The organism is bacterium (assembly GCA_021372615.1).
In the GTDB taxonomy this organism is placed as follows: Bacteria; Armatimonadota; Zipacnadia; order Zipacnadales; family UBA11051; genus JAJFUB01.
The window spans coordinates 1-25870 of sequence record JAJFUB010000166.1 but is presented as its reverse complement, the minus strand read 5'-3'; the positions used below and the strand labels follow the sequence as shown (position 1 = coordinate 25870).

The 25870-nt window shown below is 68.5% G+C and carries 24 protein-coding genes; 16 read left to right on the top strand and 8 right to left on the bottom strand.

The window, feature by feature from the left end; all coding sequences use genetic code 11:
* Positions 1 to 61 precede the first annotated feature (61 nt).
* Together LLH23_23350 and LLH23_23345 are read left to right on the top strand one after the other, a co-directional pair.
* Complete coding sequence (locus LLH23_23350; protein MCE5241412.1) at positions 62 to 328, top strand: hypothetical protein; 267 nt, start codon at positions 62 to 64, stop codon at positions 326 to 328.
* Complete coding sequence (locus LLH23_23345) at positions 325 to 762, top strand: type II toxin-antitoxin system VapC family toxin (GenBank protein ID MCE5241411.1); 438 nt, start codon at positions 325 to 327, stop codon at positions 760 to 762. The genes LLH23_23350 and LLH23_23345 overlap by 4 nt, the downstream gene beginning before the upstream one ends.
* A 105-nt stretch (positions 763 to 867) precedes the next feature.
* Here the strand turns inward: LLH23_23345 and LLH23_23340 are convergent, their stop codons facing one another.
* Entirely contained in the window at positions 868 to 1206 is a 339-nt protein-coding gene (locus LLH23_23340; protein MCE5241410.1) for a hypothetical protein, read from the bottom strand.
* Between the two features lie 116 nt (positions 1207 to 1322).
* Between LLH23_23340 and LLH23_23335 the strand changes: the two genes are divergently transcribed.
* A complete protein-coding gene (locus tag LLH23_23335) occupies positions 1323 to 1715 on the top strand; it encodes a copper amine oxidase N-terminal domain-containing protein (GenBank protein ID MCE5241409.1) in 393 nt (130 codons plus the stop codon).
* Positions 1716 to 1759: 44 nt separating this feature from the next.
* Here the strand turns inward: LLH23_23335 and LLH23_23330 are convergent, their stop codons facing one another.
* Genes LLH23_23330 through LLH23_23320 form a run of 3 tightly spaced genes read right to left on the bottom strand, consistent with a single transcriptional unit; the run spans position 1760 to position 4663 of the window.
* Entirely contained in the window at positions 1760 to 2767 is a 1008-nt protein-coding gene (locus tag LLH23_23330) for a mannonate dehydratase (protein MCE5241408.1), read from the bottom strand.
* Between the two features lie 15 nt (positions 2768 to 2782).
* Positions 2783 to 3385 carry a hypothetical protein gene (locus LLH23_23325; GenBank protein MCE5241407.1) on the bottom strand — a complete coding sequence of 201 codons (603 nt, stop codon included), beginning with the start codon at positions 3383 to 3385 and terminating at the stop codon, positions 2783 to 2785.
* 9 nt (positions 3386 to 3394) lie between these two features.
* Positions 3395 to 4663, bottom strand: a complete 1269-nt coding sequence (locus tag LLH23_23320; protein ID MCE5241406.1) for a hypothetical protein — start codon at positions 4661 to 4663, stop codon at positions 3395 to 3397.
* 151 nt (positions 4664 to 4814) lie between these two features.
* Here LLH23_23320 and LLH23_23315 point away from each other — a divergent pair, with 151 nt between their 5' ends.
* The 8 genes from LLH23_23315 (at position 4815) to LLH23_23280 (ending at position 12654) form a co-directional block, all read left to right on the top strand.
* Positions 4815 to 6311, top strand: a complete 1497-nt coding sequence (locus LLH23_23315) for an alpha-N-arabinofuranosidase (protein ID MCE5241405.1) — start codon at positions 4815 to 4817, stop codon at positions 6309 to 6311.
* Between the two features lie 89 nt (positions 6312 to 6400).
* Positions 6401 to 6712 (top strand): hypothetical protein, encoded by a 312-nt coding sequence (locus tag LLH23_23310; protein ID MCE5241404.1) that lies wholly within the window; start codon positions 6401 to 6403, stop codon positions 6710 to 6712.
* Positions 6709 to 8670: a fibronectin type III domain-containing protein gene (locus LLH23_23305; protein MCE5241403.1), complete on the top strand. Its 1962-nt coding sequence runs from the start codon at positions 6709 to 6711 to the stop codon at positions 8668 to 8670. Before LLH23_23310 ends, LLH23_23305 begins: the two co-directional genes overlap by 4 nt.
* Before the next feature lie 78 nt (positions 8671 to 8748).
* Positions 8749 to 9804 (top strand): Gfo/Idh/MocA family oxidoreductase, encoded by a 1056-nt coding sequence (locus tag LLH23_23300; protein ID MCE5241402.1) that lies wholly within the window; start codon positions 8749 to 8751, stop codon positions 9802 to 9804.
* Positions 9804 to 10589 (top strand): sugar phosphate isomerase/epimerase, encoded by a 786-nt coding sequence (locus tag LLH23_23295; GenBank protein MCE5241401.1) that lies wholly within the window; start codon positions 9804 to 9806, stop codon positions 10587 to 10589. The genes LLH23_23300 and LLH23_23295 overlap by 1 nt, the downstream gene beginning before the upstream one ends.
* A gap of 76 nt (positions 10590 to 10665) precedes the next feature.
* The gene (locus tag LLH23_23290) at positions 10666 to 10815 is read left to right on the top strand and encodes a hypothetical protein (GenBank protein ID MCE5241400.1); all 150 of its coding nucleotides are present in this window, start codon (positions 10666 to 10668) and stop codon (positions 10813 to 10815) included.
* A gap of 3 nt (positions 10816 to 10818) precedes the next feature.
* Positions 10819 to 11712: a 4Fe-4S binding protein gene (locus LLH23_23285; protein MCE5241399.1), complete on the top strand. Its 894-nt coding sequence runs from the start codon at positions 10819 to 10821 to the stop codon at positions 11710 to 11712.
* Positions 11713 to 11799: 87 nt separating this feature from the next.
* Positions 11800 to 12654: a GNAT family N-acetyltransferase gene (locus LLH23_23280; GenBank protein ID MCE5241398.1), complete on the top strand. Its 855-nt coding sequence runs from the start codon at positions 11800 to 11802 to the stop codon at positions 12652 to 12654.
* A 104-nt stretch (positions 12655 to 12758) separates the two neighbouring features.
* Here the strand turns inward: LLH23_23280 and tadA are convergent, their stop codons facing one another.
* The 3 genes from tadA to LLH23_23265 form a co-directional block, all read right to left on the bottom strand.
* Positions 12759 to 14588 carry a Flp pilus assembly complex ATPase component TadA gene (gene tadA, locus LLH23_23275; GenBank protein ID MCE5241397.1) on the bottom strand — a complete coding sequence of 610 codons (1830 nt, stop codon included), beginning with the start codon at positions 14586 to 14588 and terminating at the stop codon, positions 12759 to 12761.
* A 189-nt stretch (positions 14589 to 14777) separates the two neighbouring features.
* On the bottom strand, positions 14778 to 15629 hold the full coding sequence (locus LLH23_23270; protein MCE5241396.1) for a class I SAM-dependent methyltransferase: 852 nt from the start codon (positions 15627 to 15629) through the stop codon (positions 14778 to 14780).
* Positions 15613 to 16275 carry an MgtC/SapB family protein gene (locus LLH23_23265; GenBank protein ID MCE5241395.1) on the bottom strand — a complete coding sequence of 221 codons (663 nt, stop codon included), beginning with the start codon at positions 16273 to 16275 and terminating at the stop codon, positions 15613 to 15615. The genes LLH23_23270 and LLH23_23265 overlap by 17 nt, the downstream gene beginning before the upstream one ends.
* Before the next feature lie 273 nt (positions 16276 to 16548).
* On the opposite strand from LLH23_23265, the gene LLH23_23260 reads away from it, so the two are divergent.
* Genes LLH23_23260 through LLH23_23250 form a run of 3 tightly spaced genes read left to right on the top strand, consistent with a single transcriptional unit; the run spans position 16549 to position 20907 of the window.
* Complete coding sequence (locus LLH23_23260; protein MCE5241394.1) at positions 16549 to 17526, top strand: MoxR family ATPase; 978 nt, start codon at positions 16549 to 16551, stop codon at positions 17524 to 17526.
* Positions 17523 to 18764, top strand: a complete 1242-nt coding sequence (locus LLH23_23255; GenBank protein ID MCE5241393.1) for a DUF58 domain-containing protein — start codon at positions 17523 to 17525, stop codon at positions 18762 to 18764. The genes LLH23_23260 and LLH23_23255 overlap by 4 nt, the downstream gene beginning before the upstream one ends.
* A gap of 52 nt (positions 18765 to 18816) precedes the next feature.
* Positions 18817 to 20907, top strand: coding sequence for a transglutaminase-like domain-containing protein (locus tag LLH23_23250; GenBank protein ID MCE5241392.1), 2091 nt, complete (start codon positions 18817 to 18819; stop codon positions 20905 to 20907).
* Between the two features lie 115 nt (positions 20908 to 21022).
* Here the strand turns inward: LLH23_23250 and LLH23_23245 are convergent, their stop codons facing one another.
* Complete coding sequence (locus LLH23_23245; GenBank protein ID MCE5241391.1) at positions 21023 to 23842, bottom strand: DUF4091 domain-containing protein; 2820 nt, start codon at positions 23840 to 23842, stop codon at positions 21023 to 21025.
* A 120-nt stretch (positions 23843 to 23962) separates the two neighbouring features.
* Between LLH23_23245 and LLH23_23240 the strand changes: the two genes are divergently transcribed.
* Complete coding sequence (locus LLH23_23240) at positions 23963 to 24889, top strand: hypothetical protein (protein ID MCE5241390.1); 927 nt, start codon at positions 23963 to 23965, stop codon at positions 24887 to 24889.
* Between the two features lie 172 nt (positions 24890 to 25061).
* Complete coding sequence (locus tag LLH23_23235) at positions 25062 to 25826, top strand: TIM barrel protein (GenBank protein MCE5241389.1); 765 nt, start codon at positions 25062 to 25064, stop codon at positions 25824 to 25826.
* The last annotated feature ends 44 nt before the right edge of the window (positions 25827 to 25870 follow it).

Below are 25870 nucleotides of genomic sequence, written 5' to 3'. Positions count from 1 at the left end.
GGACAGCGGTTGACGGGGTTATTCTGTATGTGTATTGTGTATACAGAAGAAGGTGGTGGCCGTGCCCAAGCGACGCGTCAACCTGTGCCTCACCGAGGAAGCATGGCAGCACCTGAAGGAGCTGGCTGCCCGCAAGCGCGTATCCGCCAGCGTAGCCGCCGAGGAAGCCATCGAGCGGGCTGCGAACGACGAGGAAGCTGCCCGTCAGCGCCGGATCGAGGCCTGGGAGGGCATCAAGAACCTGGACCTGGGCCCCATGCCTGACCCGGAGACGCTGTGCCGCGAGATCGAGGAGATGTACGGAGCTCCCGAGGGCCTGGAGCTATGAGTGACTGCATCTACTTCCTTGATGCGAACATCCCGCTGTACGCCGTAGGCGGCGCCAGCCCCCTCCAAGAGCCCAGCCGGCGCGTCATGGAGGGGATCGCCTCTGGGGCGCTGGCGGCCACTACCGATGTCCAGGTGTTGCAGGAGATACTGCACCATTGCTGGCGCAGCCGTCGGTTCGAGTACGGCTGCCACGTTGTGGATGGGCTCGCGCGCATGGTGCTCAAGGTCCTGTCGGTCACAGCGGCAGACGTGCGCCCGATGCAGGACATCATGCGCCAGGCTCCGGCCCTGCCCGCCCATGACGCCCTCCACCTCGCCGTCATGCGCCGTCACGACATCACGCACATCATCACCGTCGACCGCCACTTTGGCGGCCTGTCGGACGTGACGGTGCTCGACCCGCACGCGGCGGCGGGGATGCTGGGCGGCTAGAGCCGCTGCGCGGGGGGAGCTGGCGTCTTCCAGTAGGGCAGGCGGCCTCGCCTGCCCCCTGCCGTTGCGCGCGGGCGGGGCCGCCCGCGCTACTGGCGGAGGTGACTACAGCCGCTTCGGCTCGGCGCGGCCGGTGAAGGGGAACGCCAGGTCGCCCATCTCGAGCTTCACGACGAACACCCAGGTCTCGTCCGCGAAGTCCACCTGCATGCTCATCGCCGGCGCGCCCTGGCTCAGCCCGGTGAGCAGTTGCCGCCGCAGGTCCTCGACATCCTGGTCGGGGTCGGGCACGAAGGTGCCCTCGAAGAGTTGGCGGCGCACCCGCAGGCGGTCGGTGTGGGGGACGAAGGTGATGTTGGCGTGGCCCGAGGCCAACTCCCCGCCGGTGTTGAAGTCATATAGCACGGCCGGCACATCGGACAGCACTTCGGGCAGGTCTTCCATCTTGCGCCTCCATACGGGGTCTCGTCGTTCGGCACAACACCGCTGCCGGAACCTTCCGGCAGTTCGGACTGTTGAGGAGCATGTAACACAGCTACCTACTGGACTTGAGGTCGAGCATGAGTAGACACTGGCGCCAGTGCGGTTCGGTGCTGCTGGTCATCCTGGCCTGCGGCGCGGCCCAGGCTGCGGACAAGCCCATCCAGGTGTTCGTCAACAGCCAGCGGCAGACATTCCATCCCCCGGCCCTGGCCCGCAACGGCAAGGCCTACCTGCCGATGCGCCCCTTCGCCAGCGCCATCATGGGCGGGCTCGCCTATGATGCGGGCACGGGCACCGTTCGCATCAGCTATTGCAGCAAGACGGCGAAGCTGAAGAAGTCGCAGGGCATCACGGTCAACGGCAGCTTCTATGTGCCGCTGCGCACGGTTGCCGACGCCCTGGCCATCCCCATCACCTGGAACCCCCGGACCGCCTCGGTCAACATCAACCTCGGCAGCGCCGGTGGGTGAGGGGGCTAGGCCCCGGCCTGCCGTGCGCAGGCCCTGACACTGCTCTACTCGCGGGCCGCGACTTTCAGTTGCGGCCCGCGTGGCTTGGCCCCCACGGCCTGCATGAGGGCCTTGATATAGCCGTGCGCGTACGCCCGCGAGGCATACCCCAGCGGCGTGTCGCCGGTTAGCTTCGGCCAGTGGTCCGGCATCATCGCGTACTGGTAGCCGAACTCGTGGTAGAGCTGCATGGCCGCGACCATGTCCACGTCGCCCTCGTCAATGAAGACTTCATCGAAGCGCGGGCACGCGCCGCGGACGTTGCGGAAGTGGACATGGAAGATGCGGTCGCGCTCCAGGAAGTACCGCACGATCCCCAGCACGTCGGCCCCGTTCTGTTCGGCGAGAGAGCCCTGGCACAGGTTCAGCCCGTTGGCCGGGCTGTCCACCAGCTCGATGAGCCGCTTCATCCCTGCGAAGTCGCTGATGATGCGGTCCTCACCCTTGAGTGAGGGCGTCTGCGGCGGGTCCTGGATGTGCATCGCGAGCTTCACCCGGGCGGCCTCGGCGGCCGGTACGATGCGCATGAGGAAGTACTCCAGTCGCTCCCACATCGTGTCCGCATCCACACCATAGCCCGGCTCGGGCGGGACATCCTTGATCTTCTCGTAGTCATACCGGCGAATGCCCGCGCCGCCGCGTCCCCACGGCCCGAAGTCGCTGCCCCACACGTCAATGATACTCCAGGTCCACTCGACCACGGGGATGCCGTTGCGCCCGCAGATCTCAAGGGTGCGGCACACGTCCTCGATCTCCCGGTCGCGTTCGGGCCGGCCGAAGCGCGCGTGCCAGTACTGCGTCTCCTTGCCCTGGGGGAGCAGGAAGACATCGAGCGTCAGGTCGAACTTCGCGAGCCGGTCCTGCAGCCTCTGCAACTCGTCTTCCGGCACCACCCCGCAGCCTTTGGGCGGCATGAGCTTGGCGCCGGTGATCTTGACGCACTCGACGCCAAGCTGCTGCAGGAACTGCATGAAGTCATCGGAGAGGTCGTGCAGGTCATCACAGAGTCTCATCAGGTCTGTCTCCGGTCACGATCTGGTGTAGCAGCGATACAGGTGGGTGCCTTGCTTGGCAAGCGGGTCCATCGCGGCCGCGCGCCGCACAGCCTCCGGCACGGAACACGCGACCTGCCGGTCCCGCTCGTCCTGCATGAGTTGATAGAAATAGCCGATCACGAACAACAGCGCCGCGTCGGCATCAACGCCGTTCACGTCGCCGCATTCGGCGATGTAGTGGCTGCAGCCAGTATCCAGGAAGGCTTCGACGAGACCGGAACTCCCGCCGTTGCAGCCGCCCAAGACGGCAATGCTGCGGCCCGGCAGCCTCACCGTGTCGCGTATCACCTCTGGCGTCAGCGCCAACCCCACCTCCTGCCATGAGCCCTCGATCAGATCCACCATGCGGATGAAGTTGAGCGCCTCGTCGTCCGGCGGATGCCAACCACCGACGCAGAGAACCACATGTTGCGAGGGTGCGCATTCTCCTCCGAGCACCCTCAGAAGCCTCTGTCTCTGGACGCACTGGTGGAAGTCGCAGTGAATCCGGAAGGCATCCAGTACGCTCCGCAGAGCGATCCCCAACTCATGGGTGGCGGGGTCAGTGATGACGACGACGGTATCGAAGTAGTGCATCAAGAACCTCTAGACGAGCTGCCTCGCCGCTTCTTGGAACGCCTCTGTCACCTTCGCGTTCACGCCGGGCTTGATGGCGCCCTTCAGGCAGTACTCCACCACCGAGCCCTCGGCTTCGTACCCCCCCTCCGCGATGATGCGGTCGCCGGGGATGTAGGCGCAGTCGTCGGTGTAGCCGATGAAGATGACGCGCGCCGGGGCCAGCGCCGCCGCCACGACCTGCTTGACCTCGTACGTAACCTCGCCGCCCATGTGGGCCACGAAGAGGCCGTCGCCCAGGCGGATCAGCCCGCAATGCAGCGGCAACACCGGCTCGCTGGTGTCGTAGTGGTCGAGCGTCCATTGTGCCCAGACACGGTGGCTGGTGGCGTCTGTGTTCGCGGCGTATGGCTCGAAGAACTCGCGCGGGTAGGTCTCGGTGTCGAGGTTGACGACGAAGCTGCGGCCGGCGAGGCTGAACTCCACCGGCGCAAAGGGCGCGTCGCGCAAGGCGCCCTGGACCGCCTCGGCCATGGCGTGGCCCATCTGGTCCACATCGCTGAAGTCGCCGGTGCGCCAGGTGTCGCCGGCGGCGACGATGCTGGGGCGGCTGTCGCCCCCGGCGGACTGGAAGAACAGGCATTGCGTGCCGTACATGCCGGCCTCGACGAGCTGGCACAGGCGGCCGGGGAACTCGCCTGACAGGTTCATCCGCGCGCCCATGGTGACCGGGTGGCAGCTCCACACGAGCATGACCGCACGCTCGGCGCCGTCAGCGCTGTGCAGCCGCAGGAGGTCCATCTTCCGGTCGTGGTCGGCGGTGTAGTTGGGGGCGTTGACGAACTTGCCGTCCACGCACTTGCGGCGGCTCATGCCCCAGTCGCCCTCGACGCTGCCAACGGACAGGCGGCCGGTGAAGCTGTTGAGGAACGCGCGGTCCAGGCACGCGATGGTACGCTCCCACAGGAAGGCCTCATATTCCGGCGACTCCTGCCCCGGGTCGTAGTCGGCCGTGGCCGGGCCGGCGTGGGAGTGGGTCCACGAGACGACGAGCAACTCAGGCGGCACGCCATGCTTCTCGCGGGCGTACGCGGCCAGGCGGTCGGTGAAGGAGCGCTCGTGGAAGAGGGCGTCGAACGTGAGCAGGGCGGCCCGGCGCCGGCCGTCGTCCAGCGTCAGGGCGCGCACGAACAGGTCGTCGTGGATGGTCTCGAAGCCCCGATCACGGCGCGTGCCGTAGCCGGCCATGTTCATCATGAAGGGCGGGGTGATCAGGTCGCGGGCGACACCGAAGCGCATGGCGGACTCCTGCCAGGCAGTGTGCGCACTCCTTCGTCGTCCGCGCGACCACTCCTGCCCGGCCCTCAGCAGGTGCGCGGGGCGCTCCGGCGAACTCATCGGGCGTGTCGGACCGACGCGCGACCCAGCCAACAAGTAGGAGCCGACTCCCATGCTTAGCGCCGCCCTGACTCTCCACCCCGAGTTCACGATCTCGCCCGTAGACCCGCGCCTGTTCGGTGGCTTCGCCGAGCACATCGGCCGCCACATCTACGAGGGCATCTACGAGCCCTCGCACCCGACCGCCGATGAGCAGGGCTTCCGCCAGGATGTCATCGCGCTGGTGCGCGAACTCAACATGCCGATCATGCGCTACCCGGGCGGCAACTTCGTCTCGGGCTACAACTGGGAGGATGGTGTCGGCCCGCGCGAGCAGCGGCCCGTGCGCCTCGATCTGGCATGGAACTCGACCGAGCCCAACCAGTTCGGGACCAATGAGTTCGTGGACTGGTGCCGCAAGGTCGGCTCGGAGCCGCTGCTGGCGGTGAACCTGGGCACCCGCGGCGCCGAGGAGGCGCGCCATCTCGTGGAGTACTGCAACCACCCCTCCGGCAGCGCCTGGAGCGACCTGCGCCGCGCGCATGGCTATGAGCAGCCGCACGGCATCAAGACCTGGTGCCTGGGCAACGAGATGGACGGGCCCTGGCAGATGGGGCACAAGACGGCGACCGAGTACGGGCGAGTGGCCTGCGAGGCGGCCAAGCTGATGAAGTGGACCGATCCGACGCTGCAACTCGTCGTGTGCGGCTCATCCGGCCGGGGGATGCCGCAGTTCGGCGCCTGGGAGTTGGAGGTCCTGGAGCACACCTTCGATCACGTCGAGTACCTCTCGATCCACACCTATCTGGGCAACGGCGAGGACGACACCGCCAGCTTCCTGGCCAAGCCTGACGCGATGGGCGACTTCATCGGCGAGAGCGTGGCGCTGTGTGATGCGGTGGCGGCCCGGCGCAAGTCCCGCAAGCGGATCATGATCTCCTTCGACGAGTGGAACGTGTGGTACCACTCTCACGGCCACCCCAAGCCGGCGCCGTGGTCGCAGGCCCCGCATCTGGGCGAGGATGTCTACACCTTCGAGGATGCGCTGTGCGTCGGCGGGATGCTGATTGAGTTGCTCAACCATGCCGACCGCGTGAAGATCGCCTGCCTGGCGCAGGTGGTCAACGTCATCGGCCCGATCATGACCGAGGCCGGCGGGCCGGCATGGCGACAGACGATCTTCCATCCCTTCGCGATGGCCTCGGCCAGCGCGCGGGGCGTCGCCCTGCAGGCCCCGGTCCAGGCTCCGGTCTACGACAGCCGCGAGCGCCAGGGCGCGCCGCTGCTGAAAGTCGCGGCCGTACACAAGCCCGAGCGCGGCGAGCTGACACTCCTGCTCCTGAACCGCAGCCTCGACGAGCCGCTGCAGCTTCAGGCCGACCTGCGCGCCTTCACGGGCCTGCAGTCGGCGTCAGGGCAAACGCTGATCCATTCGGACCTGAAGGCGATCAACTGCAAGGAGAGCCCGGACAACGTGCGGCCGCAGGAGTTGCCCCGGGCCAGCGTGGACGGGGGCCGGCTGACAGTCACACTGCCACCGGCGTCGTGGAGTGTCGTGACGGTGAGGTAGCCCACCCCTCCCTTAAGGGAGGGGGAAGTGCAGGCCGACGGTACGGTCGCGGCGAATGGACTCACATCAACCCCGACAGGCAGAACGCCATGACCCATGTACGCCTTCTTCCTAGCCTCCTGTGCCTGCTCGCTGTCCTTCCGGCCTGCGCGCAGGACGCCCTGGTCTCCAGCCCGCAGCCGGTCAGCATCGGCATGAGTCTGCAGGGCAACACCTTCATGCTGACAGCACAAGTCACGACCGCGAGCACGGTCAGCGTGTTCTGCCCCATCACGCCCGGGCTCATCAGCTTCAGCGGCCTGACAGAGAAGATCGAGAGTGTGTACGACCGGAAGAAGCAGGTGCTGACGCTGACGCTGCCGCCCGGCGCATACAAGGTGAGCATTCGCTCCCTGCAATGAAGCACTCGCCCTGGCTGGTTATCCTGGTCGCCACTCCGCTGCTGGCGCAGGCGGCGCAGAAGCCCCCGGCCGCCCCGCGTCTGGATGCCCGGATGCTGGCGCCGGACCGCAACCAGCTCTCCAACCCTTCGTTCGAGGCCCCGACGACCGACTTGCCGCCCTCCTATGGCGTTCTCGCCAACGGCGAGTGTTTCAGCGTGTCGCGTGATGTAGCCCTGCACGGGCAGGCGTCGCTGCGCGTGCGCGTCCCGGCCACGACCACCGGCGCGGCGGTGCTGGCTCAGCGCGCGCCCGGGTGCGGACGATGCACCTACGAACTGTCCGGCTGGGTGCGGCCGGACGCGAGCGGCGGGGGCGTCACACTGGCGCTGGAGGCCTTGGGGGAGCGGGACCGTCCGCTGGCCCGGCAGGTCACCGATCCAGCCGCGGCGACGGGGGAGGGGTGGCGGCCGCTCGCGGTGCGGCTGCAGGCTCCGGCGGAGACGGAGTTGGTGCGCGTGTCGGTCGAGGGCGCGCCCGGCGCGGTGGCCTGTGTGGACGCGTTGCGACTGGCGATCGTGGCCGGGCCGCGACGCCGCTCCTACGGCCCGCACGTGACCGACCTGCATGTCACGCGCACCGAGGCCGCCTGGGCCACGATCCAGTGGACGGGGCCGGCGGGGGCGTACGAGGTGAGCTACCGCCATCAGAACTGGCCGCGCAACCGGCGCGTGACCCTCGACGGTATCCCTGGCTTCGTGTACTCCCTGGTCGGCCTGCAGGCCGACGCGCCCTACCAGGTGCGGGTGCGGCCCATGTGGCCGGAGCATTATGACGAGGCGGGGCATGTCGTGCCGGCGCCGGTGACGCCGACGCCACCGGAGCCGCTGGTCTTCACCACGAAGCCGTGGCAGTACCGGGAGGCGGGGCCGCTGCGGATCTGGCCGATGGCGCCCGTGCCGGCGCCGGGGAACGTCGGGCACAACCCGCGCCTGGGCGCGGCGCAGGGCCATCTGTACCTGGCGCAGGAGTCTGACGGGGGCGTGGCCCTACTCAAGATCGCCCCGGAGCCTCTGAAGGTCGTCTGGTCCAAACAGGTTGTCCCGCCACCGACGGATGGCCCCGCGCCCGTCCTGCGCGACCTGCACGTCGAGGGCGAGTCCCTGGACCTGTTAGTCCAGCGCGGGCCTCAAGAAGTGGCCCTACTCCGCCTGGGCCTCGATGGGGAGCAGGTGGCGCCGGAGACGGTCCTGCCGCTGTGCGCAGCCCCGGCGCGCATAGCCCAGGCGGGCCTGGCGGTGTTCCGTGACGGCCTGTGGGTGGTGTGGGTGGAGAGCACGGCGGACGATCCGACGCACGGGCTGCTGCGCCTGGGGCTGCTCGCCGAGGGAGGTCTCACCAAGACCTTCGCCTGGGACAAGGCGCCGGTCGCGTACCCCGGCGACGCCTCAGCGGCGGGGTATGGCGACGAGTTGCGGATCGCGTTCTGCGATGCCCCGTCCGCGTCGGGCTTCCAGCCGCTACGTCTGGTGAGCTTCAACGGCCTCGACTTCGGGTCTTTGCGCAAGCTGCGCGACATGGGCTGCAACCGCCAGCCGCGCGCGCGGCAGTTCGGCCCGGCCCTCCACGTGGCGTACGCCTCCGACGTCAACTACCTGGGGCAGCGGGGGCGGTACTGTGACCTCATGCTGACCACGTTGCTGCCGGGAACGCTCGAACTGGAGACGGTGACTGTCGTTGACGACCGAAAGTACAACTGCTCCCCGGGCCTCAGCGTGTTGGGCGAGTCCCTGTGGCTCGTGCACGAGAAGCTCGAGTCGGCGCCGACGGCCGAGACGCCACGGCCCCGCAGCTACGGTGTGTTCATCGGCCGGGCGGACTTCGGCCCGCCTCCTCGCACCGCCCCCCGGCCGCCGCGTCGCGGGACCGGACCATCCGTCCTTTCCCCCCTGCCTGCGTCCCCACCCCCCTCGAATTGACACGTGATTCTGCTATCGCTTATAATCGCGTCGGCTCATCACTGAGCCCTGCCGCAGCACACGCGCGAGGTGTCGTCGATGGCTTGCGAACAGGTTGGTTTCGGCGTGATCGGAACGGGCGTGTGGGGAGAGACACACCTGAAGGCCTACTCCTGGGCTCCCCAGATCCGCCTGGCCGCCGTGTGCGACACGAACGAGCAGTTGGGGCGCCAGCGCGCCGAGCAGTACGGCGCTGAGAGCTTCACGACCGACTACCGCGAGCTGCTCGCCCACCCCGACATCCAGGCCGTCTCGGTCGTGACGCCTGACTTCCTCCACCGCGAGATTGCCGTCGCTGCCGCCGAGGCCGGCAAGCACATCCTCATCGAGAAGCCGATGGCCACCACGATGGAGGACTGCGAGGCTATGCGCGACGCTGCGCAGGCCAATGGCGTCACCCTCATGGTGGACTTCCACAACCGCTTCAATCCCTCGTTCGTCGCGCTCAAGCAGGCCCTGACGGCCGGACAGATGGGCGAGCCACAGATGATGTCCCTGCGGCTCAACGACACTATCTACGTGCCCACGGGCATGCTGAGCTGGAGTCGCAACTCGAGCGTACTGTGGTTCCTGGGGTCGCACTCGCTGGACCTGGCCAGGTGGCTGTTCGAGGACGAGGTGGAGCGGGTCTACTGCGTGGCGCGGTCGCGGGTGCTCAAGGCCCGGGGCTATGACACCCCCGACTTCTTCCACACCATCTGCGAGTTCCGGGGCGGCGGCGTGGCCCATGTCGAGAACTGCTGGATCCTCTCGGACGCCTACCCCACGGTGTGTGACCTGAAGTGTGAGTTCGTCGGGTCGGAGGGCACGGCGGTCTTCAGCGTGGTCAAGAACGCCACTGCCGAGCTGTACAGCGACCACGCGCTCCGTCCGTTCGGCTCCACGCCGCAGGTCGTGTACCCGGACACGAACGTCCTCATGGACACCTACGGCAAGCCGACCGGCTTCGGAGTCGAGAGCATTCTGTATTTCGCGGACTGCGTCATCCAGGGCAAGCAACCATTCATCACCCCGGAAGACGGGCTGCAGAACACGAAGGTGCTGCTGGCAGCGCTTGAATCAGCCCGCACGGGACAGCCGGTAGGTATCCAGTAATGGAAGTCTGCCTCTGCACCATCAGCTATCGCGAGAAACTGCTGGACGTGGCGCTGGAGGCGGCCGCGCGCGTGGGCTTCAAGGCCGTGGAGCTCTGGGGGCGCGAGCCGCATGTGAGCGAGGAGTACGATGAATCCCGCCTGCGCGGGGTTCGCGCGATGGCCGAGGAGTGCGGGCTGCGCATCCCCGTGCTGGGCTCCTACCTGTACTTCGGCAAGACGGTCCATCGCGAAGACGCGATCACGCTGGTGGACACGCTGCACACCGCCCACGGCCTCCACACCCCCATCGTGCGCGTGTGGGCCTCCGACATTGGCTCCGCCCGCGCCACGGATGAGGTGTGGGACAAGGCGATCGCCGAAGCCCGGCAGGCGTGTGACCGCGCCACCAAGATGAACGTGGTGTTCGCCGCCGAGATGCATGACGACACCCTGGCCGACACCGGCGCCAGCGCCAGGCGCCTCGTGGAAGAGGTGGACCGGCCGAACTTCCGCCTCAACTACCAGGCTGCCGCCCGTCCCGGCACCGAGGACCCGTTGGCCCGGCTCGAGCTCGTGCTGCCGTACGTCGTGCATGTCCACTGCCAGAACTCCATTCCCGCCGCGAGCGATCCGGGCTACAAGCGCGTGCAGTTGGACTCCGGGTATGTGAACTACCGCACACTGGCTGAGCGCCTGCGACAGGCCAATTACGCCGGGCACCTGGCCGTGGAGTTCGCGGCCGTCGAGGGCGACGGCAAGGAGGCCTCGCTGCGGCGCGATCTCGAGTTCCTGTCCTCGCTCTAGCAGTCGGCCCTGAGCCAACACCGGGCGCCCAGGCTTCCGTGGGCGCCCCGTCCCCAATCCCTGACACCCTACGCCCATGCTCAAACGCACCTGCCGCTGGGTCTGGCCTCTCGTAACGGTCCTCGCCGTGGCTGGCATCGTGTTCGGCCTGGCGCGCGGGGACTTCGAGGTCGTCAACCGCTGGGGCCACACGCTGTGCACTTCCTGCATCGGGCTGGGGAGGTAGCGCATGAGCGCCTGGCGCCCTCCCCGCTGGCTCAGCAGCCGCCCCTTCGTGCAACTTGCTTCCTTCGTCTTCGCGAACTCATACTTCCTGTCGCGCTACAAGGGCTTCTGCTACCCGGCGCTGAACTGCTGGGCATGCCCCAGCGCGAACTTCTCGTGCCCCATCGGCGCGCTACAGAACTCCTCCTCCAGCGCCCGCCTGGCCCTCAAGGGTGACGCGCCCTGGCATGCGGTCATCCCTGTCTATGTGCTGGGCACGCTGCTGCTGTTCTCGGCACTGTTCGGGCGAATGATGTGCGGCTGGCTGTGCCCGTTTGGGTGGTTCCAGGAGCTACTCGCGAAGCTCGGCCCGAAGCTGCGCCTGGGGCGCTGGACTCGTTATCTGCGCTACGCGGTGCTCGTGGGCCTCGTCTTCGTCGTGCCCTACTTCAGCGGTGAGGCGTGGTTCTCGAAGCTGTGCCCGATGGGCGCCATCGAGGGCGGCATCCCGCAGCCACTGTTGCGGCCGGAGTTGCGCTCTCAGATCGGCCTGATGTGGTGGATCAAGATGGCGATTCTGGCCGCGACCATCGCCGCCGCGATCGTCTGGCGGCGGCCCTTCTGCGGGGCCATCTGCCCCCTGGGGGCCATCTTCTCCCTGATGCACCGCTGGAGCGCCTGGCGCATTGACTACGACCGCGAGACGTGCACCGACTGCCTGTACTGCGTGCAGGCCTGCCCGCAGGGGATTGACCCCCGGACCGAGGTCAACGGCCACGCCTGCGTCGGCTGCCTGGAGTGCGAGAAGTGCCCGTTCGGGGCGATCCACTCGCGGCCGATGTGGGCTGGGGAGGCGCGTGGGGGGGATGGGTCGCGTGGGGCCGCGTGTCCTCACGCGGCCAGCCAGACGCGCGCGTGAGGACACGCGCGCCCACGCGACGGCTCTGCGCGCGTGAGGACACGCGCGCCCACGCGACTGCAGAATCACTGCACGATGGAGACTGCCATGTCTGAGCAGACGCAGATGTGCCGCATGGACGCGGGGGACATCCCCTTCGGCATGGTCCTCAAAGACCTCGCCGGCTGGAACCAGTTGCCGGTGGACTGGGAGCGCTTCCAGGAGTACGAGCCGGACGGCTGCTTCCTGGTGCGCTGGGAGGGGCGGCCGGGCGGCACCGCCATCACCATCGCCTATGAGCAACTCTTCGGCTGGGTCGGCATGGTGCTCGTCCATCCCGACATGCGGCGGCGCGGCCTGGGGACGGCCCTGCTCATGGCCGGCATCGAGTACCTCGAGGGCCGCGGCGTCGCCGCGGTGAAGCTCGACGCCACCCCCATGGGCAAGGAGCTGTACGACACCATCGGTTTCGTGGACGAGTACCGACTGGCCCGGTGGCAGGGGCGCGGGAGGAACGTGGCGCTGCCCTCGGGGCTGCGGGAGCTGGGTCTGGCTGACCTCGACACGCTGGCCGCTTTCGACCGCCCCATCTTCGGGGCCGACCGCAGGCGCGTGCTGCGGCGGCTGCTGGCCGAGCCGGCGATCCGCGTGGCGGGGGAGTTCGCGGGGGACGAACTGCAGGGCTATGCGGCGATCCGGCCAGGGCAGAAGGCCCTGTATTTCGGGCCGTGGATCGCGCAGGGCACCGAGACGGCCGAGCGGCTGTGGCAGTGGGGGTTGGCGATGGGCGCCGACGCGCCGATGTTCGTGGATGTCCTCGACCCCGCCCCGCACGGCCGCGAACTGGTGAGCGCGTCAGGCTTCGAGCAGCAGCGCGAGCTGATCCGCATGTTCCGGGGGACGAACATCTCGCCGGGCCGCCCGGAACTGCAGTGCGGCATCCTCGGACCGGAGACAGGCTAGGCGAAGAACGAAGAATGAAGAAGGAAGAACGAAGACGGCGCCGCCCCGCTGGTCGGGGCGGCGCCGTCGCCGTCTTCACTCTTCTGTCTTCCTTCTTCTCTCTTCTACGTCACGACGTCTCCGGCGAACATCACCTTCGCGACTTCCGCCGCGCTGGTGATTCCCTGGTGGATCTTCATCAGGCCATCGTACTTGAGGCTCTTCATGCCGCCGCGTAGCGCCACCTGGCGCAACTGCGCGGCGTTCATCCCCTTCGTAATCCCCTCGCGTAGCTCGTTGTTCATCGTCAGCAGCTCATAGAGCGCGATGCGGCCGCTGTAGCCGGTGTTGCGGCAGTGGGCACAGCCGCGGCCGCGGTTGAACTGCAGCTTGGCGGCCTGCTCGGGCGTGAGCTGCAGGCGCTCCAACTCCTCGGTAGACGGCTCATACGTCTCGCGGCAGTGGCTGCACAGGCGGCGCACGAGCCGCTGGGCCAGGACGCCAACGACGGTCGAAGCGATGAGATAGGGCGCAATCTCCATGTCCACCAGACGCGTCGCCGCGCCGGGGGCGTCATTGGTGTGCAGAGTGCTGAGCACCAGGTGGCCGGTCAGGGCCGCGCGGAAGGCCATCTCGGCGGTCTCCGTATCGCGGATCTCACCGACGAGGATGACGTCCGGGTCCTGGCGCAGGATCGAGCGCAGCGCGCTGGCGAAGGTCAGGTCAATGTGCGGGTGAACCTGCACCTGGTTCAGCCCCGAGACCTCATACTCGATGGGGTCCTCGACGGTGGTGATGTTCTTGGCGTCATCGTTGATGGCGTACAGCGAGGCGTACAGGGTGGTCGTCTTCCCGCTGCCGGTGGGGCCGGTCACGAGCAGCATGCCCTGCGGCTGGGTGATGAGGTCCTCATAGGCCTTGCGGGTCTCGGGCATGAAGCCAAGCTGGTTGAGCGACACCAGGGCGCGGCTCTTGTCCAGGATGCGCATGACGGCCTTCTCGCCCCAGAAGGTCGGGAGGGTAGAGACACGCAGGTCAATGGGGCGGCCGTCCACCTCCGTGGCGAACCGCCCGTCCTGCGGCACCCGCGTCTCCGCGATGTCCTCCCCGGCCAGAATCTTCACGCGCGACAGGATATAGCGCTGCATGTCGGACTGCAGGTTGGTGATGGTCTGCAGTTGCCCGTCCACGCGGAAGCGCACCGCCACGTACTCGGCGCGGGGCTCAATGTGGATGTCGGAGGCTCTCATGCGCACGGCGTCGCGCAGGATCTGCTCGACGATCCGCACCACCGGGGCCTGGTCGAGCATCTCGGCGAAGGCCTTGTCCACGAGGTTGCCGTAGTCAGTAGCGGCGACGCTCTCGCCCAGGTCGCGGGTGGTGGCAGTCACATTGACCGAGGTGCGGGCCAGACTGGCGTAGTACTGGTCAATGGCCGCCTCCAGCTCCTCTTCGGCCACCTCGATGGGCTCGACCCGGCGGCCGGTGCGGCTGCGGATCTCGTCCATGGCGAAGACATTGGTGGCATCAGCCATGGCGACGAGGATGCGGTCGGCACTGATCTGCAGGGGCAGCACCATGTAGCGCTCGGCTACCGCGCGGGGAATGTCCCGCAGGGCGTCAGGGTCCACCTCGTACGATGACAGGCTTTGCTTGCCGGAGCCGGCGCGCGGACGGGGCGGCGCCTTCGGAGCTGGCGCCGCGCCCTGCTGCGGAGCGGCCGGGGCGCTCGGCTGAGGCGCCGCCGCCGGCGCTTCCGGCGGGGCCTCGGGCGGCAGGTTGGCGGCCGCCTGGGCGATGTCGGCGGCAGTGATCAGCCGCGAGCGTAGCAGCGTCTGCACCAGATTGATGCCGCTGGCCTGGGCCTGCTGCTGGGCCTCCGCAAGCTGCTCCTTGGTGATAACGCCGCTCTCCACAAGCGCCGTGCCCAAGCGTTCCTCGTCAGTGGTTGCCATGAGAGGGACCTCTATCCGGAGATTGGAGATGGCATTCCCCGCCCGAGCGGGGAACACCTGCGAGGCGGGGCGTAGGCCGTTGGAGGGGCTGGCTACCACCCGGCCCGCCGTCCGACGGTGCGCCACTGTCGCTCGCGGAACAGGGGCCCACACCGACGGCGGGCCGGCTGATAGCCGGCCCCTCCGAGATCACGCGCTGGCCGCGATCACCCCGTACTCCACGCGCGCGCTGCCCCCACCGGAGATGACCTCCGTCACGCCCCACTGGTTCCATAGCGCCGTGCCTCGCCGCTGCTTGATGACGACACAGCGCCGGGCGACGCGGCGGGCCTGGGCCACGGCGGCGGGGGAGAGGGGAGAGCTGTCGGCCAACACTCGCAGCGGCGCCATCGCGTGCGACAGCTCGAGCGGCTGGTCGAAGATCGGGTCGAAGTACACCACGTCATAGGCGCCCTCAGGCAGCGCCGGCAGGACCACGTTGTAATCCCCCCAGTGGCCCTCAATCCGCCGGAGGAGCGCCGTCAGCTCACGGCTGGGGTCCACGTAGTGCGCCAGGCCATGGCGGGTCAGCTCCGCCAGCACCCGCGACTTCTCATACCCCACCACGTGCCCCTCTGGCCCGACCTTCCAGGCGGCGACGACGGCGTCCGTAGCTCGCCCGAGGGTGCAGTCGAGCACGCTGTCTCCGGGCTGCAGGCGCATGGCCTGCAGCATCGGGTCCTCGTCGCCACGCTTGCAGTTGTGGACGCGCGGCTTGGCCATGCCGGGGTGGAAGAAGTACTCCAGGCCCGTCGCGGGCTCGCAGTAGACCGGACGGGCCGGGGTGATGACGAGTACGCCCTGCACGCCGTGGGCGGCCGCCAGCCTGGCCAGCCCCACCGGCGAACTACCACCCCCGCACCGGGGCACGACGGGGACTTCGAGGCGCTCCGCCCACTCCCGCGCCTGGGCGATCAGCTCCTCGCACGGGCGGCCCGAGGTCGTCACGATCAGGCTACGGTCGAGGGTTCCGCTCGGGCCCTCGCTATCCGGGCTCGACATCGCGGACGGCCTCCAGGGCCTGCAGGGATCGGGTCAGCCACTTGCGGTCCAGCGACCCGCTTGGCAGCACCGTGACCGTGAGGTGCAGGCCCTCGGTCACGCTCTCCGGCCCGAACTGCACGGCCTGCACTTCGGCGCCCATGGCGCGGACCGTGGCGAGCAAACAGGGGAGAGGATCCAGGCCCGGGGCGCCCGTGACCATCAACACCAGCTTATCCGCCCGCCGTGCCAGTGCATCCTCCAGGTGCTTCACCGCGGTGAGCGTCACAACGGCCAGCACGGCCGCCATCAGGGCGGGGATATGCCAACCGAAGCCCACCGCCAGGCCCAGGGCCGCGGCCGTCCACAGCGACGCGGCTGTCGTCAGGCCCCTGACCGTGCTGCCGTGGCGCATGATCGTCCCGGCGCCGAGGAAGCCGATGCCGGTCACGACCTGGGCGGCGATGCGGCCGGGATCGTTAGTGTGCCCGGCCGCCACGATGGACACCATGGCGAACAGGGCCGAGGCCAGCGTGACCAGGATGTGGGTGCGCAGCCCGGCCGGGCGCTGGTGGCGCTCGCGCTCCAGGCCGATCAGCGCCCCGATGACGAAACTCACGGCCAGGCGCAGGGCGGCTTCGGGCAAGCTGAGAGCGTTCAGATCCATGGGGTCACCTCCGGTGCCGACGCGAGGCCGGGCCCCCTGACACGCGCGCTCCCCGACATGCGGCGACAGCCTTCCCTTCGCTGCCCGACGGCGCGGGGCCTGCCACGGGGGCCAGGAATCAGGGAACCTCGACACGAGTGCGGCGTCTGTATGAGCAGGCCACTGCCATCATCGGATCGGGACCGACGCGCCGGCCGGAACCAGCTCTCATTCGCCATCCGTTTACAGACATGACACACCGGCGTCACAGGCGCAGCGCGAAAGGCCCGAACCATGATCCCCGACCACTTCAGCGAGACTGTTGAGCGACTCCTCGCGCGCATTGAGACCGTCATCGTCGGCAAGCGCGCCGTCGTCGAGATGACGGCCATCGGCTTCCTGTGCGGCGGCCACCTGCTCATCGAAGACATCCCCGGCGTCGGCAAGACGATGCTGGCGCGCTCCCTGGCGCGTTCGGTGGACCTGGACTTCAAGCGGATCCAGTTCACCCCCGATCTGTTGCCCAGCGACATCACCGGCGTCTCGGTCTACAACCAGGGCGGGGGCTCCTTCCAGTTCCGTCCCGGCCCCATCTTCGCCAACGTGGTACTGGCGGACGAGATCAACCGCGCCACGCCCAAGTCCCAGGCGGCGCTGCTGGAGGCGATGGAGGAGTTCCAGGTCACGGTGGATGGCATCCCGCACCCCCTGCCGCGCCCCTTCTTCGTCATCGCCACCGAGAACCCCATCGAGTACGAGGGCACCTACAGCCTGCCGGAGGCGCAGCTCGACCGCTTCCTGATGCGGCTGAACATCGGCTACCCCGCCCCGGCCGATGAGGTCATGATCCTGGAGCGCCAGATGGTGCAGCACCCCATCGAGACGATCACCCCGGTGGTCTCGGCGGCGGAGATCGTGGAGCTGCAGAGCACGGTGCGTCACGTGCACGTGGATGAGTCGCTCAAGACATACATGGTGGAGCTGACCAACGCCAGCCGCCGCCACGAGGCCGTCAGCCTGGGGGCCAGTCCCCGTGGGTCCATCGCCCTGATGCGTTGCTCGCAGGGCCTGGCCGCTGTGCGCGGCCGCAGTCACGTCGTGCCCGATGACGTCAAGCACGTGGCGGAGGCCGTGCTGGGCCACCGCCTGATCCTCAAGCCACAGCGGCGACTGCAGGGCGTGACCCCGGCGCAGGTCGTCAGCGAGCTGCTGCAGTCGGTGCCCGTGCCGGTCGCCGTCGCCGACCGTGCGGCCCGGGGGGTCGCCGGATGAACATCAAGCGGCAGGCCATCTTCTGGAGCTGCCTGTTCCTGACGATCGTCGGGTTCACGCTCCACATCCACCAGCTCTTCGCCATGGCGGCGAGTCTGGCGTGCCTGCCGGTCATAGCCCGGCTGCTGGGCAGCCGCAAGCTCGACCACCTGGAGGTGCAGCGTCGCGCTCCGCAGGCCGTCAACTGCGGCGAGACCGTGGACGTGGACCTGGCCGTCCGCAACACGGGCCGCACCCGCAAGATATTCTTCAGTGCGCTCGAGAGCCTGCCGCCGGCGCTGTGCCCGGAGGGCGTGCAGGAGTTCCCCGTGGCGATCCTCGGCCCTGGCGAGGAGACGGCGTTGCGCTACACCCTGCAGACGACCCGCCGGGGCGCCTACGCGCTCGGGCCGGCGCACCTGCAGACCGGCGATGTGATCGGTCTGCAGCAGTACCGCCGCGATCTCCCCGGTGTCCACGAGTTGCTGGTCTATCCACAGCCTGTGCACCTGCCGTATGCCTGGCCGACCAGCGCCGGGGGGCGGCAGCCGGTGCGGGCGCGTCGCCGCCTGCGCGGCGAGGGCGACGAGTTCTACGGGGTCCGCGACTACGTGCCCGGCGATGACCCCCGGCGCATCAGCTGGAAGACCACCGCGCGCCGGGGTGAACTCACCGTCGTCGAATACGAACAACTGGAGTCGCTTCAGGGCGTCATCCTGCTGGACGCCGAGCGGCGCTGGCACGCGGGCGCGGGCGACCGACACACCCTGGAGTACGGCGTCACGCTGGCGGCGTCGCTAGTCGAGCAGGCCTACGCCCGCGGGAGCAGCGTCGGGTTCATCGCCGGAGGCATGGAGCAGTTCAACTGCATGCCGCTGCCCGAGTTGGACCAGCGGCTACGGCTCTACGAAGCCCTCGCCCGGGTGGAGGCGGAGAGCGCGGAGCCGCTGGCTGCGGTCCTGGCGGCGCAGGGGCATCTGCTCCCGCCCCAGGCGACTGTCGCGGTCATCTCGCCCTCGCCGGAGGCCGGGGAAGTGGCCACGCACCTGCGGGGGATGGGGCACACCGTGGCGTGGTTCGTGCTGGAAGACGGCAGTTTCGGCGCGGCGCGACCGCCGGACTATGCGCCGCTGCTCGCGACACTGGCGGCGGCGCGGTGCAGTACCCGCGTCATTCTGGGCGACCGGCCGCTGGCGGCGAGTTGGACCAGGCGTGTTGACTGGCAAGGGGGTGAGCACCGTGCGGCTGCGCAGGGCTAGACGCGCCCCCGACCGCGCAGAGAGCCTCCGTGTTGCGCGGGCGGCCCCGCCCGTGACCCGGACGATGTTCTGGCGCCACATGCCTCTGCTGGCCGGTCTGCTGGTGGCCGGCGGGTCGGCGCTCCAGGCGCTGACGATGACGGTGGACCAGCCGGCGTACGAACTGCTGCTCAACGTCACGCTGGGTGCGGGGATCGTCACCAGTGCCGTGGGGCTGCGCCGGGGACGGGTCGCCCTGTTGCCCGGGGCTGTGGTCATGCTGGCCGCTCTGAGCCTGTTCGCCCTGCGTTTCATCCAGCTCCCGATTGTCTACCTGCTCTACCCGCCGGAAGTGATCGCCGACGAGGACCTGCTGCTGGCGACGATGGTGGGTTGGCTGCTGGTGGCGTTCTCGTTCTGGCAGACCAGCCGCGCGAACCTGATCTTCCTGATCGTCGCCGGTCTGTCCATCTTCGGCCTGATGGGCACGATCAACCTGAATGTCGAGATGCGCTTCGCCTTCGCCCTGTTCGTGTTGGGCGCAGTGTTTTGCTGGAGCTACGAGCAGTTCCTGGACCTGGACGACCGTCTGGCAGCCCGGGGACAGCCGCGCGTGGCTGACTGGCAGACGATGGCGCGCGGGCATCTCTCGGTCGCCATGCTGGTGGCGGTACTCACCTTCGGGCTGGGCAGCCTCATCGGCACCGGCGCCTACCACGTCTCTCCGAACCTGTATGCGAAGATGGCGCGGGAGATGTATAGCTGGAGCCCGTACTTCAACAGCTCCCGCCGTCTGTTCAACTCCTTCGAGTCGGAGTTCCGCGTCGGTGCCGGCCCGGTGCGGTTGTTGCCCGTCCCCGTGATGGAGGTCGAGGCCGACCACGCCGCCCTGTGGCGCGGCATGGCCTACGACTACTACGACGGCCACGGCTGGTCACGCTCCCTCACCGGCCGAAGCGAGCCAATGCGGTTCGACGGGGAGCAGTACCGCGTGTCCAGCAGCTTCGTGGCGCCGATGCAGCACTGGCGCGCGTTCGTGCAGCATGTGACGATCGTGGGCTACCCGGGGATGGTGCTGGCGGCCGCGCAGCCCGAGGCCCTGCATCTTGGCGTGATGCCGGCGCGCCGGCGGTCGTGGAGGCATCTGCCGGGCTTCCACATGGAGCCGACGACGGATGCCTATGGCTGCATCTCCGGCGTCGAGAGCGAGGCCGCCCGCGAGTACACTGTCACCTCGCGCGAGCCGTTGTCCGAGGCCGAGAGCCTGCGCCAGGCCCCCACGACGTATGACGAGGAACTGGTCTCCGCCTACACCTCTGTCCCGGCCGCGACCCAGGCGGCGCTGGAGCCGAAGGTCAAGGAGATCACGGCCGACTTGACCAACCCGTATGACAGGGTCCGGGCCTTGCAGTTGTACCTGCAGAAGGAGTGTGCCTACAGCCTCAGCGCGGCAGCGGTGCCGAAGTCCCAGGACGCCGCGGCTTACTTCGTGTTGCATAGCCGGCGCGGCGGCTGCGATCTGTTCGCCACAGCCCTGGCCGTGATGTCGCGCCTGGCCGACGTGCCCGCGCGCGTTGCCACCGGCTACCAGACCGGGGAGTACGACGCCGACAAGCAGGCCTTCGTCGTGCAGGGCACCGACGCTCACGCCTGGGCCGAGATCTACTTCCCGGAGTACGGGTGGGTTGCGTTCGACCCGCAGGCCGAGGACCAGTTCGAGGACCTGTCACTCACGGAGCTGCTGCAGAGGGGGCACTTGCGGTGGGTGCTGCGCGACGCGGCGCGGCAGGCCGGGTGGGTGCTTGCCATCGGGCTCATCGTGCTACTGGCGGCCGCGGCGCTGGTGGACCCGGTCCACGTGCTGCGCCGTGTCTGGCAGCCTCGCCCGCGGACGTCGCTCCAGCGCCTGAGCGCGGAGTACCTGTCCTTCTACCAGGGGCTGCTGCGCCGTCACGGCCTGACACCCAGCCCGGCCCTCACGCCGCAGGAAGCGATGCGGGCCGGAGTCGAGGCCCTGGCCGGGCGCGGCCTGGCGCCGGAGGCGCTGCTGGGCTTCAACGAGCGGTTCTACAACCTGCGCTACGCCGCCGAGGCGCCCGAAGCTGACGTCGAGGCGCTGCGCCGCGAACTGCAGGCCCTCCGCCGGCAGACGCGTAGACGGTAGCACCGCCAGACGGCACCAGTTCGGGGCCGTGTGGGAGCGGTCACCGACCGCGACCTCGTAGGCAAGTCGCGGTCGGTGACCGCTCCCACACCTGCCCCCATGGGGACCACGGGCACTACCGCCCCAGAACCTCCTGCAGCGCCAGGATTTGCTGCGCCAGGCGCCAGCGCAGGGCGTTGTACTGGTCGTGCGTCAGGCCCTCGGCCCAGCGCGTCTGGGTGATCGTGTCATCGGTGCTCAGCACGGCCTGCAGCTCCGCCAGCGCCTGCTCGGCGGCCGGCTTCTGTCCGGCCTCCCCCTGCTCGGCTTTCGCCGCCAGTTGCTTGAGGGTCGCGATGTAGCGCATGTCGTCAATGCCCTCGCGGTGTGATTCCCAGTCCATCGTCGGGATGGGCGTGCCATCTGGGCCGGGATAGGCCGCGCACCAGTCGCGGGCATCGCCGTCGAGGTCGTTGAACGGGTCGCCGTTGTACGCCTGGTAGTGCCAGAAGTACATCGCCTCGGCCGGCCGCTTGTAGAAGCCAAAGCCGCAGTTGTTGCGCGACTTGCGGCAGTCGTTCACGTAGCTGGACCCATAGCGCATGTAGCGCTTCCCCTGCGCCAACAGTCTCTGCTCCTGCTCCACCGTGTAGTCGATGTTGCCGCACCAGATGTCGAACGTGTCGCCCCACTTTTCCCCGCCGCCGTAGTTGTTGACCGTGATGTAGCTCGTGGCGCCAGGCACCTTGCCGATGAGCGCGCACAGGTCGCGTGCCGTCTGGCCCCGCTTGTCGTCGCCGCCGATCTCATCCACCGGGTAGTGCAGCTGCTTCAGCGCCGTCGGGTCGCTGGACACCTTCTCGATCGCGGCAATGACCTGCGGGTAGGCCTCATTGAGGTCCGCACCGGGCAGCGCCCGCTTGATGGCGCTGGTGAAGTTCGTGTTGTACGGCACCGGCCCGCGCAGGCCCAACTCGCGCAGGTGCCGCAGGAACGCCCGCAGCTTGGTGGTGTCCACCACGAGCTTGCCGTCCACGGCGCTGATCTCCGGCGCCTGGTTGATCGTCACCCCACGCATCCCGTGGGCGACCATGTCCTGGACCTGCTTGTCGAGCACCTCACCCGACACGCGCTCATCCCGCCAGTACATCCCCACCACGCGCTCGGCTTCCGCCAGCTTGAAGGGCAGCACGCGGAACTGCAGCGTCGTCTGCCACTGCTTGCCCGCGGCCGTCTTCACGGTCACCGGGCCGCGGTACTCGCCCGGCCGCGCGTCGTCGGGCACCTTGACCGTCAGCCACCACTCCTGCGTCGTGTCCGCCTTGACATCGAGCGGCCGGGCCGGCTCCAGCAGTTCAGGCATCGTCTGGTACTCCGTCGTCCAGGAGGAGCCCTTGCGCTGGGGCCAGCACTTGACTGTACGCACGTCCCAGGCCGCCGCGGGGAGGCGGCTGCCGGCGGGGCCGTGCAGATCGCCGACCTGTACCGTCACGCCCCCGAGCGCCTGCAGCGCCCGCACCGCCACCACGATCGGCTCATACTCACCGGGCGTCGCGAAGCTGGTCAGAGGGTGCTTGACGTCCTCGGCCGTGGGCACGCTGTTGGGGTAGATCAGCGTCATCCACGAGGGCGTCCAGGCCACGAAGCCCTGCTGCCGGTCGGCCGCGGTCGGCTCCACCATCGTCGCCGTCTCGACGTACGGCACTTCCTTGAAGGTGCGGGCGAAGTAGTCGTCGCGCTCGCGCTGGATGGCCGCCCGCACCAGCGGGATGCGCTTGTCGGCGAAGGCCGCCTCCTGAGGCGTAGTCATCGGCACGACCACCAGGCCGTTGAGAATGAACCCACACGAGGCGGGGTTCGGGTCGTCGGAGTCAAAGGTGAGGTCCAACTGCCCGTCCTGAACCGTCGTCTCGAAGACAACGTCGCCGCACAGGGACACCGGCAGCACGATCTCCGGGACGACCTTCTGCCCCTCGGCCTCGATCCAGAACGATTGCTTGCCCGGCTTGCCATACTGGATGTCCCCGTGCATCGTCATGACCCGGTACTTGCCGTTGGGCACGTCGAGCGCAAAAGTCTGCCGCACCTGGGTGTGGTAGTACCGCGAGGTCATGACGAGGTCGCGGTACAGCGCATCAATGCTGACACTCCCCTTCCCGGCGCGGTCGCGCTCCCCCAGGCCCGGCACGTTCGCGCTGCCCGGCCCGAAGTTGCTCTCCACCGCCGGCTGGCCGTCCTTGTACGGAAGCCACCCGAACCCCTGCTGCTTGCTGTACACGCAGGTCTGGTCGGCGACATAGAACTGCGCGAACGAGGGCGACCCCTTCGGCCCGAAATCGAGCGCCCACCACGTCACCCCATCATTGGTCCGCGTGGGCCCGGACATCCTGGACGGGCCAGCCGTTGCCGGCTGCCCCTCGGGAGCCGCCTCCGGCGTCCCCCAGATCTCAATCTCCGACAGCGTGATGTACCCTTTGCCCTGCTGCACTCTGAAGCACAGGCGCAGGCCATCGGCACGCCGACCGACGGGCAGCTCGTTCCACCCGTCCGCAGGGGACTCGATCGTGCCCACCCGCAGGTTCTCGGGGAACTCCAGCGGGTCGCCCTTGACGAACACCTGCACCTCGCCAGTGCCGTGGGGACCGTTGCACAGCAGGTGCACCCGCACCCGGTCAATCTTGCACAGGCGCTGGAGGTCCACCAGCAGCTCGCCCGAACCCTTGGCCTGCCAGTAGCTGTACGGCACCGGCTTGGTCTTGTAGCTGTACGCGGTGTTGCCGTCGGTCAACGAACCGGTGGCGAAGGGCACGCTGGCCTTGTCGGCGTCACCTCCGCTCAGGAGAGGGGTGGGGACGTAGCAGCCCGGAGCGTCCTTCGCGGTCAGCAGCACCGGCTGCTGCGCGAGGGCCGCGGTGCCGAGAGTGACGAGACAGCAGACGAGGAGGAAGCGAGGCATAGGTCGAACCATCCTGATGGTGTAGGTGGGTTCGTCCTCGAACCCACACTGGCGGGTTCGAGGACGAACCCGCCAGCGCGGGCAATTCCGCACCCGGGCACCTGCGCCCTCCCTACCGCCATGGCAACAGACCGTCCCCTCGCCTTCCACGATGGTTCCTGCACGCGCTGCGGCGCGACGGAGGGTCTCGTCCGCCTCTCCGAGTTCGGTAAGGCCTACTGCCGCGACTGCTTCCCTGACGCCTTCCAGCGGCGCGTGCTGAGTACGCTCCGCCGTTACGAGATGCTGCGCAAAGGCCACCACCACATCGGGGTCGCGCTGTCGGGCGGCAAAGACAGCGCAGCGCTGCTGCACGCCCTGTGGAGCCTGCGCTGGCGGCTGAACCTGCGTCTGTCGGCCCTGCACATCCATTTGGGTCTGGGTGAGTACAGCGACCTCTCCCTGCGGGCAGCGACGGACCTGACGAGCCGCCTGGGGGTCCCGCTCATCGTCGAGCGCGTGGCGGATCACGGCGTCCACATTGAGCCGGTCGGCACCTTCGCGCAGTGCTCGGTGTGCGGGGCGGTACGGCGGGCGCTGATGGACCGCGCGGGGCTGCGTGAGGGGTGGGAGGCAGTCGCGACGGGGCACACGCTGGACGACTGGCTGCAGCAGATGCTCAAGCGGTTGCTGACAGGGCGTCTGGACGCGCCGAAGCCCGTTTTGCCGGGCGACGCGTTCCACCCGCGCAAGCTCAAGCCGCTGTCGCTGATGCCTGACGACGCCTGCCGGGAGTACACGGCGATCGCGGACCTGCCGCACGTGGAGACACCGTGCGTGCACTTCAGCCCGGACACGCACCGGCTCAAGCAGGTCTTCGCGCTGCTGGAGTCGCTGGCGCCGTCGAGCAAGACGCAACTGGTGAACACGCTGATGAAGGCGATGAAGGCCCCGCCACCCGGCGGCCCCGACCGCCCCTGCCCCGAATGCGGCCAGCCGACCGGCACGGACGTGTGCCCGCTGTGCCGGCTGAAGAGAGTGCAGACGCCGCCGGAGGGCCAGGCCTGAGGTCGGGAGGGGGCGCGCCTCGCACAAGGGGGCCACGCACCGACACCTGTCCGTCGCACCTCCGGCGCTCGCCATCGTGACCTCCCACCGCGATGCAGGTGCTCCCGCGTCGCCCAGCGAACGCCCTGACATACACTGGGAGTGGACCCATCTCCCCTTCGGAGGGCTTTCTGTGACACCAATCAAGCAGGGCATTTGCTGGGGGATCCTGTGCCGGGGCGACATCACGCCTGACCAGGCCATCGCTCACGCCAAGCGCATCGGGCTCTCGGCCTTTGACTTCGCGCCTGAGGACCAGTGGGCGCGCATCAAAGATGCCGGGCTGGAGCTGTCGCTCGTTGGCGGCCATGCGTCGCTGCGCGATGGTATGAACAAGCCCGAGAACCATGGCCGCATCGTGGACGAGCTGACCGCCAACATTGACAAGGCGGCCGAGTTCGGCATCCACAACCTGTGCTGCTTCTCGGGCGACCGGTACTTCGGCCTGTCCGAGATTGCCGGCACCGAGATCTGTGCCGAGTGCATGAGCCGCATCGCGCCCTATGCCGAGGAGAAGGGCGTGACGCTGACCATGGAGCTGCTCAACAGCCGCGTCAGCCACCCCGGCTATCAGTGCGATCACACCGAGTGGGGCGTGCACATGTGCAAGCTCGTGGGCTCCCCGCGCGTCAAGCTCCTGTACGACATCTTCCACATGCAGATCATGGAAGGCGACCTGATCCGCACGATCCAGAACAACATCCAGTACATCGCCCACTTCCACACCGCCGGCAACCCCGGGCGCAATGATCTCGATGACCAGCAGGAGATCTACTACCCGGCCATCGCCCGTGCCGTGGCGGCGCTGGACTACGACGGCTTCGTCACCCACGAGTTCGGCCCCAAGGGCGACAACGTGGCGGCCGTCGAGCAGGCCTTCGCAGCCTGGACGGTCTAGCCCGAAGGCCGCGGGCGCCGCGTCGTGTGCGGCGGGCCCCACGG

Bases quoted from the DNA above. Each gene is read 5' to 3' on its own strand.
- LLH23_23345 (MCE5241411.1), top strand. From the start codon at position 325: ATGAGTGACTGCATCTACTTCCTTGATGCGAACATCCCGCTGTACGCC.
- LLH23_23245 (MCE5241391.1), bottom strand. From the start codon at position 23,842: ATGCCTCGCTTCCTCCTCGTCTGCTGTCTCGTCACTCTCGGCACCGCG.
- LLH23_23240 (MCE5241390.1), top strand. From the start codon at position 23,963: ATGGCAACAGACCGTCCCCTCGCCTTCCACGATGGTTCCTGCACGCGC.
- LLH23_23300 (MCE5241402.1), top strand. From the start codon at position 8,749: ATGGCTTGCGAACAGGTTGGTTTCGGCGTGATCGGAACGGGCGTGTGG.
- LLH23_23340 (MCE5241410.1), bottom strand. From the start codon at position 1,206: ATGGAAGACCTGCCCGAAGTGCTGTCCGATGTGCCGGCCGTGCTATAT.
- LLH23_23315 (MCE5241405.1), top strand. From the start codon at position 4,815: ATGCTTAGCGCCGCCCTGACTCTCCACCCCGAGTTCACGATCTCGCCC.
- LLH23_23305 (MCE5241403.1), top strand. From the start codon at position 6,709: ATGAAGCACTCGCCCTGGCTGGTTATCCTGGTCGCCACTCCGCTGCTG.
- tadA (MCE5241397.1), bottom strand. From the start codon at position 14,588: ATGGCAACCACTGACGAGGAACGCTTGGGCACGGCGCTTGTGGAGAGC.
- LLH23_23265 (MCE5241395.1), bottom strand. From the start codon at position 16,275: ATGGATCTGAACGCTCTCAGCTTGCCCGAAGCCGCCCTGCGCCTGGCC.
- LLH23_23260 (MCE5241394.1), top strand. From the start codon at position 16,549: ATGATCCCCGACCACTTCAGCGAGACTGTTGAGCGACTCCTCGCGCGC.
- LLH23_23295 (MCE5241401.1), top strand. From the start codon at position 9,804: ATGGAAGTCTGCCTCTGCACCATCAGCTATCGCGAGAAACTGCTGGAC.
- LLH23_23255 (MCE5241393.1), top strand. From the start codon at position 17,523: ATGAACATCAAGCGGCAGGCCATCTTCTGGAGCTGCCTGTTCCTGACG.
- LLH23_23335 (MCE5241409.1), top strand. From the start codon at position 1,323: ATGAGTAGACACTGGCGCCAGTGCGGTTCGGTGCTGCTGGTCATCCTG.
- LLH23_23310 (MCE5241404.1), top strand. From the start codon at position 6,401: ATGACCCATGTACGCCTTCTTCCTAGCCTCCTGTGCCTGCTCGCTGTC.
- LLH23_23285 (MCE5241399.1), top strand. From the start codon at position 10,819: ATGAGCGCCTGGCGCCCTCCCCGCTGGCTCAGCAGCCGCCCCTTCGTG.
- LLH23_23290 (MCE5241400.1), top strand. From the start codon at position 10,666: ATGCTCAAACGCACCTGCCGCTGGGTCTGGCCTCTCGTAACGGTCCTC.
- LLH23_23270 (MCE5241396.1), bottom strand. From the start codon at position 15,629: ATGTCGAGCCCGGATAGCGAGGGCCCGAGCGGAACCCTCGACCGTAGC.
- LLH23_23325 (MCE5241407.1), bottom strand. From the start codon at position 3,385: ATGCACTACTTCGATACCGTCGTCGTCATCACTGACCCCGCCACCCAT.
- LLH23_23330 (MCE5241408.1), bottom strand. From the start codon at position 2,767: ATGAGACTCTGTGATGACCTGCACGACCTCTCCGATGACTTCATGCAG.
- LLH23_23280 (MCE5241398.1), top strand. From the start codon at position 11,800: ATGTCTGAGCAGACGCAGATGTGCCGCATGGACGCGGGGGACATCCCC.
- LLH23_23320 (MCE5241406.1), bottom strand. From the start codon at position 4,663: ATGCGCTTCGGTGTCGCCCGCGACCTGATCACCCCGCCCTTCATGATG.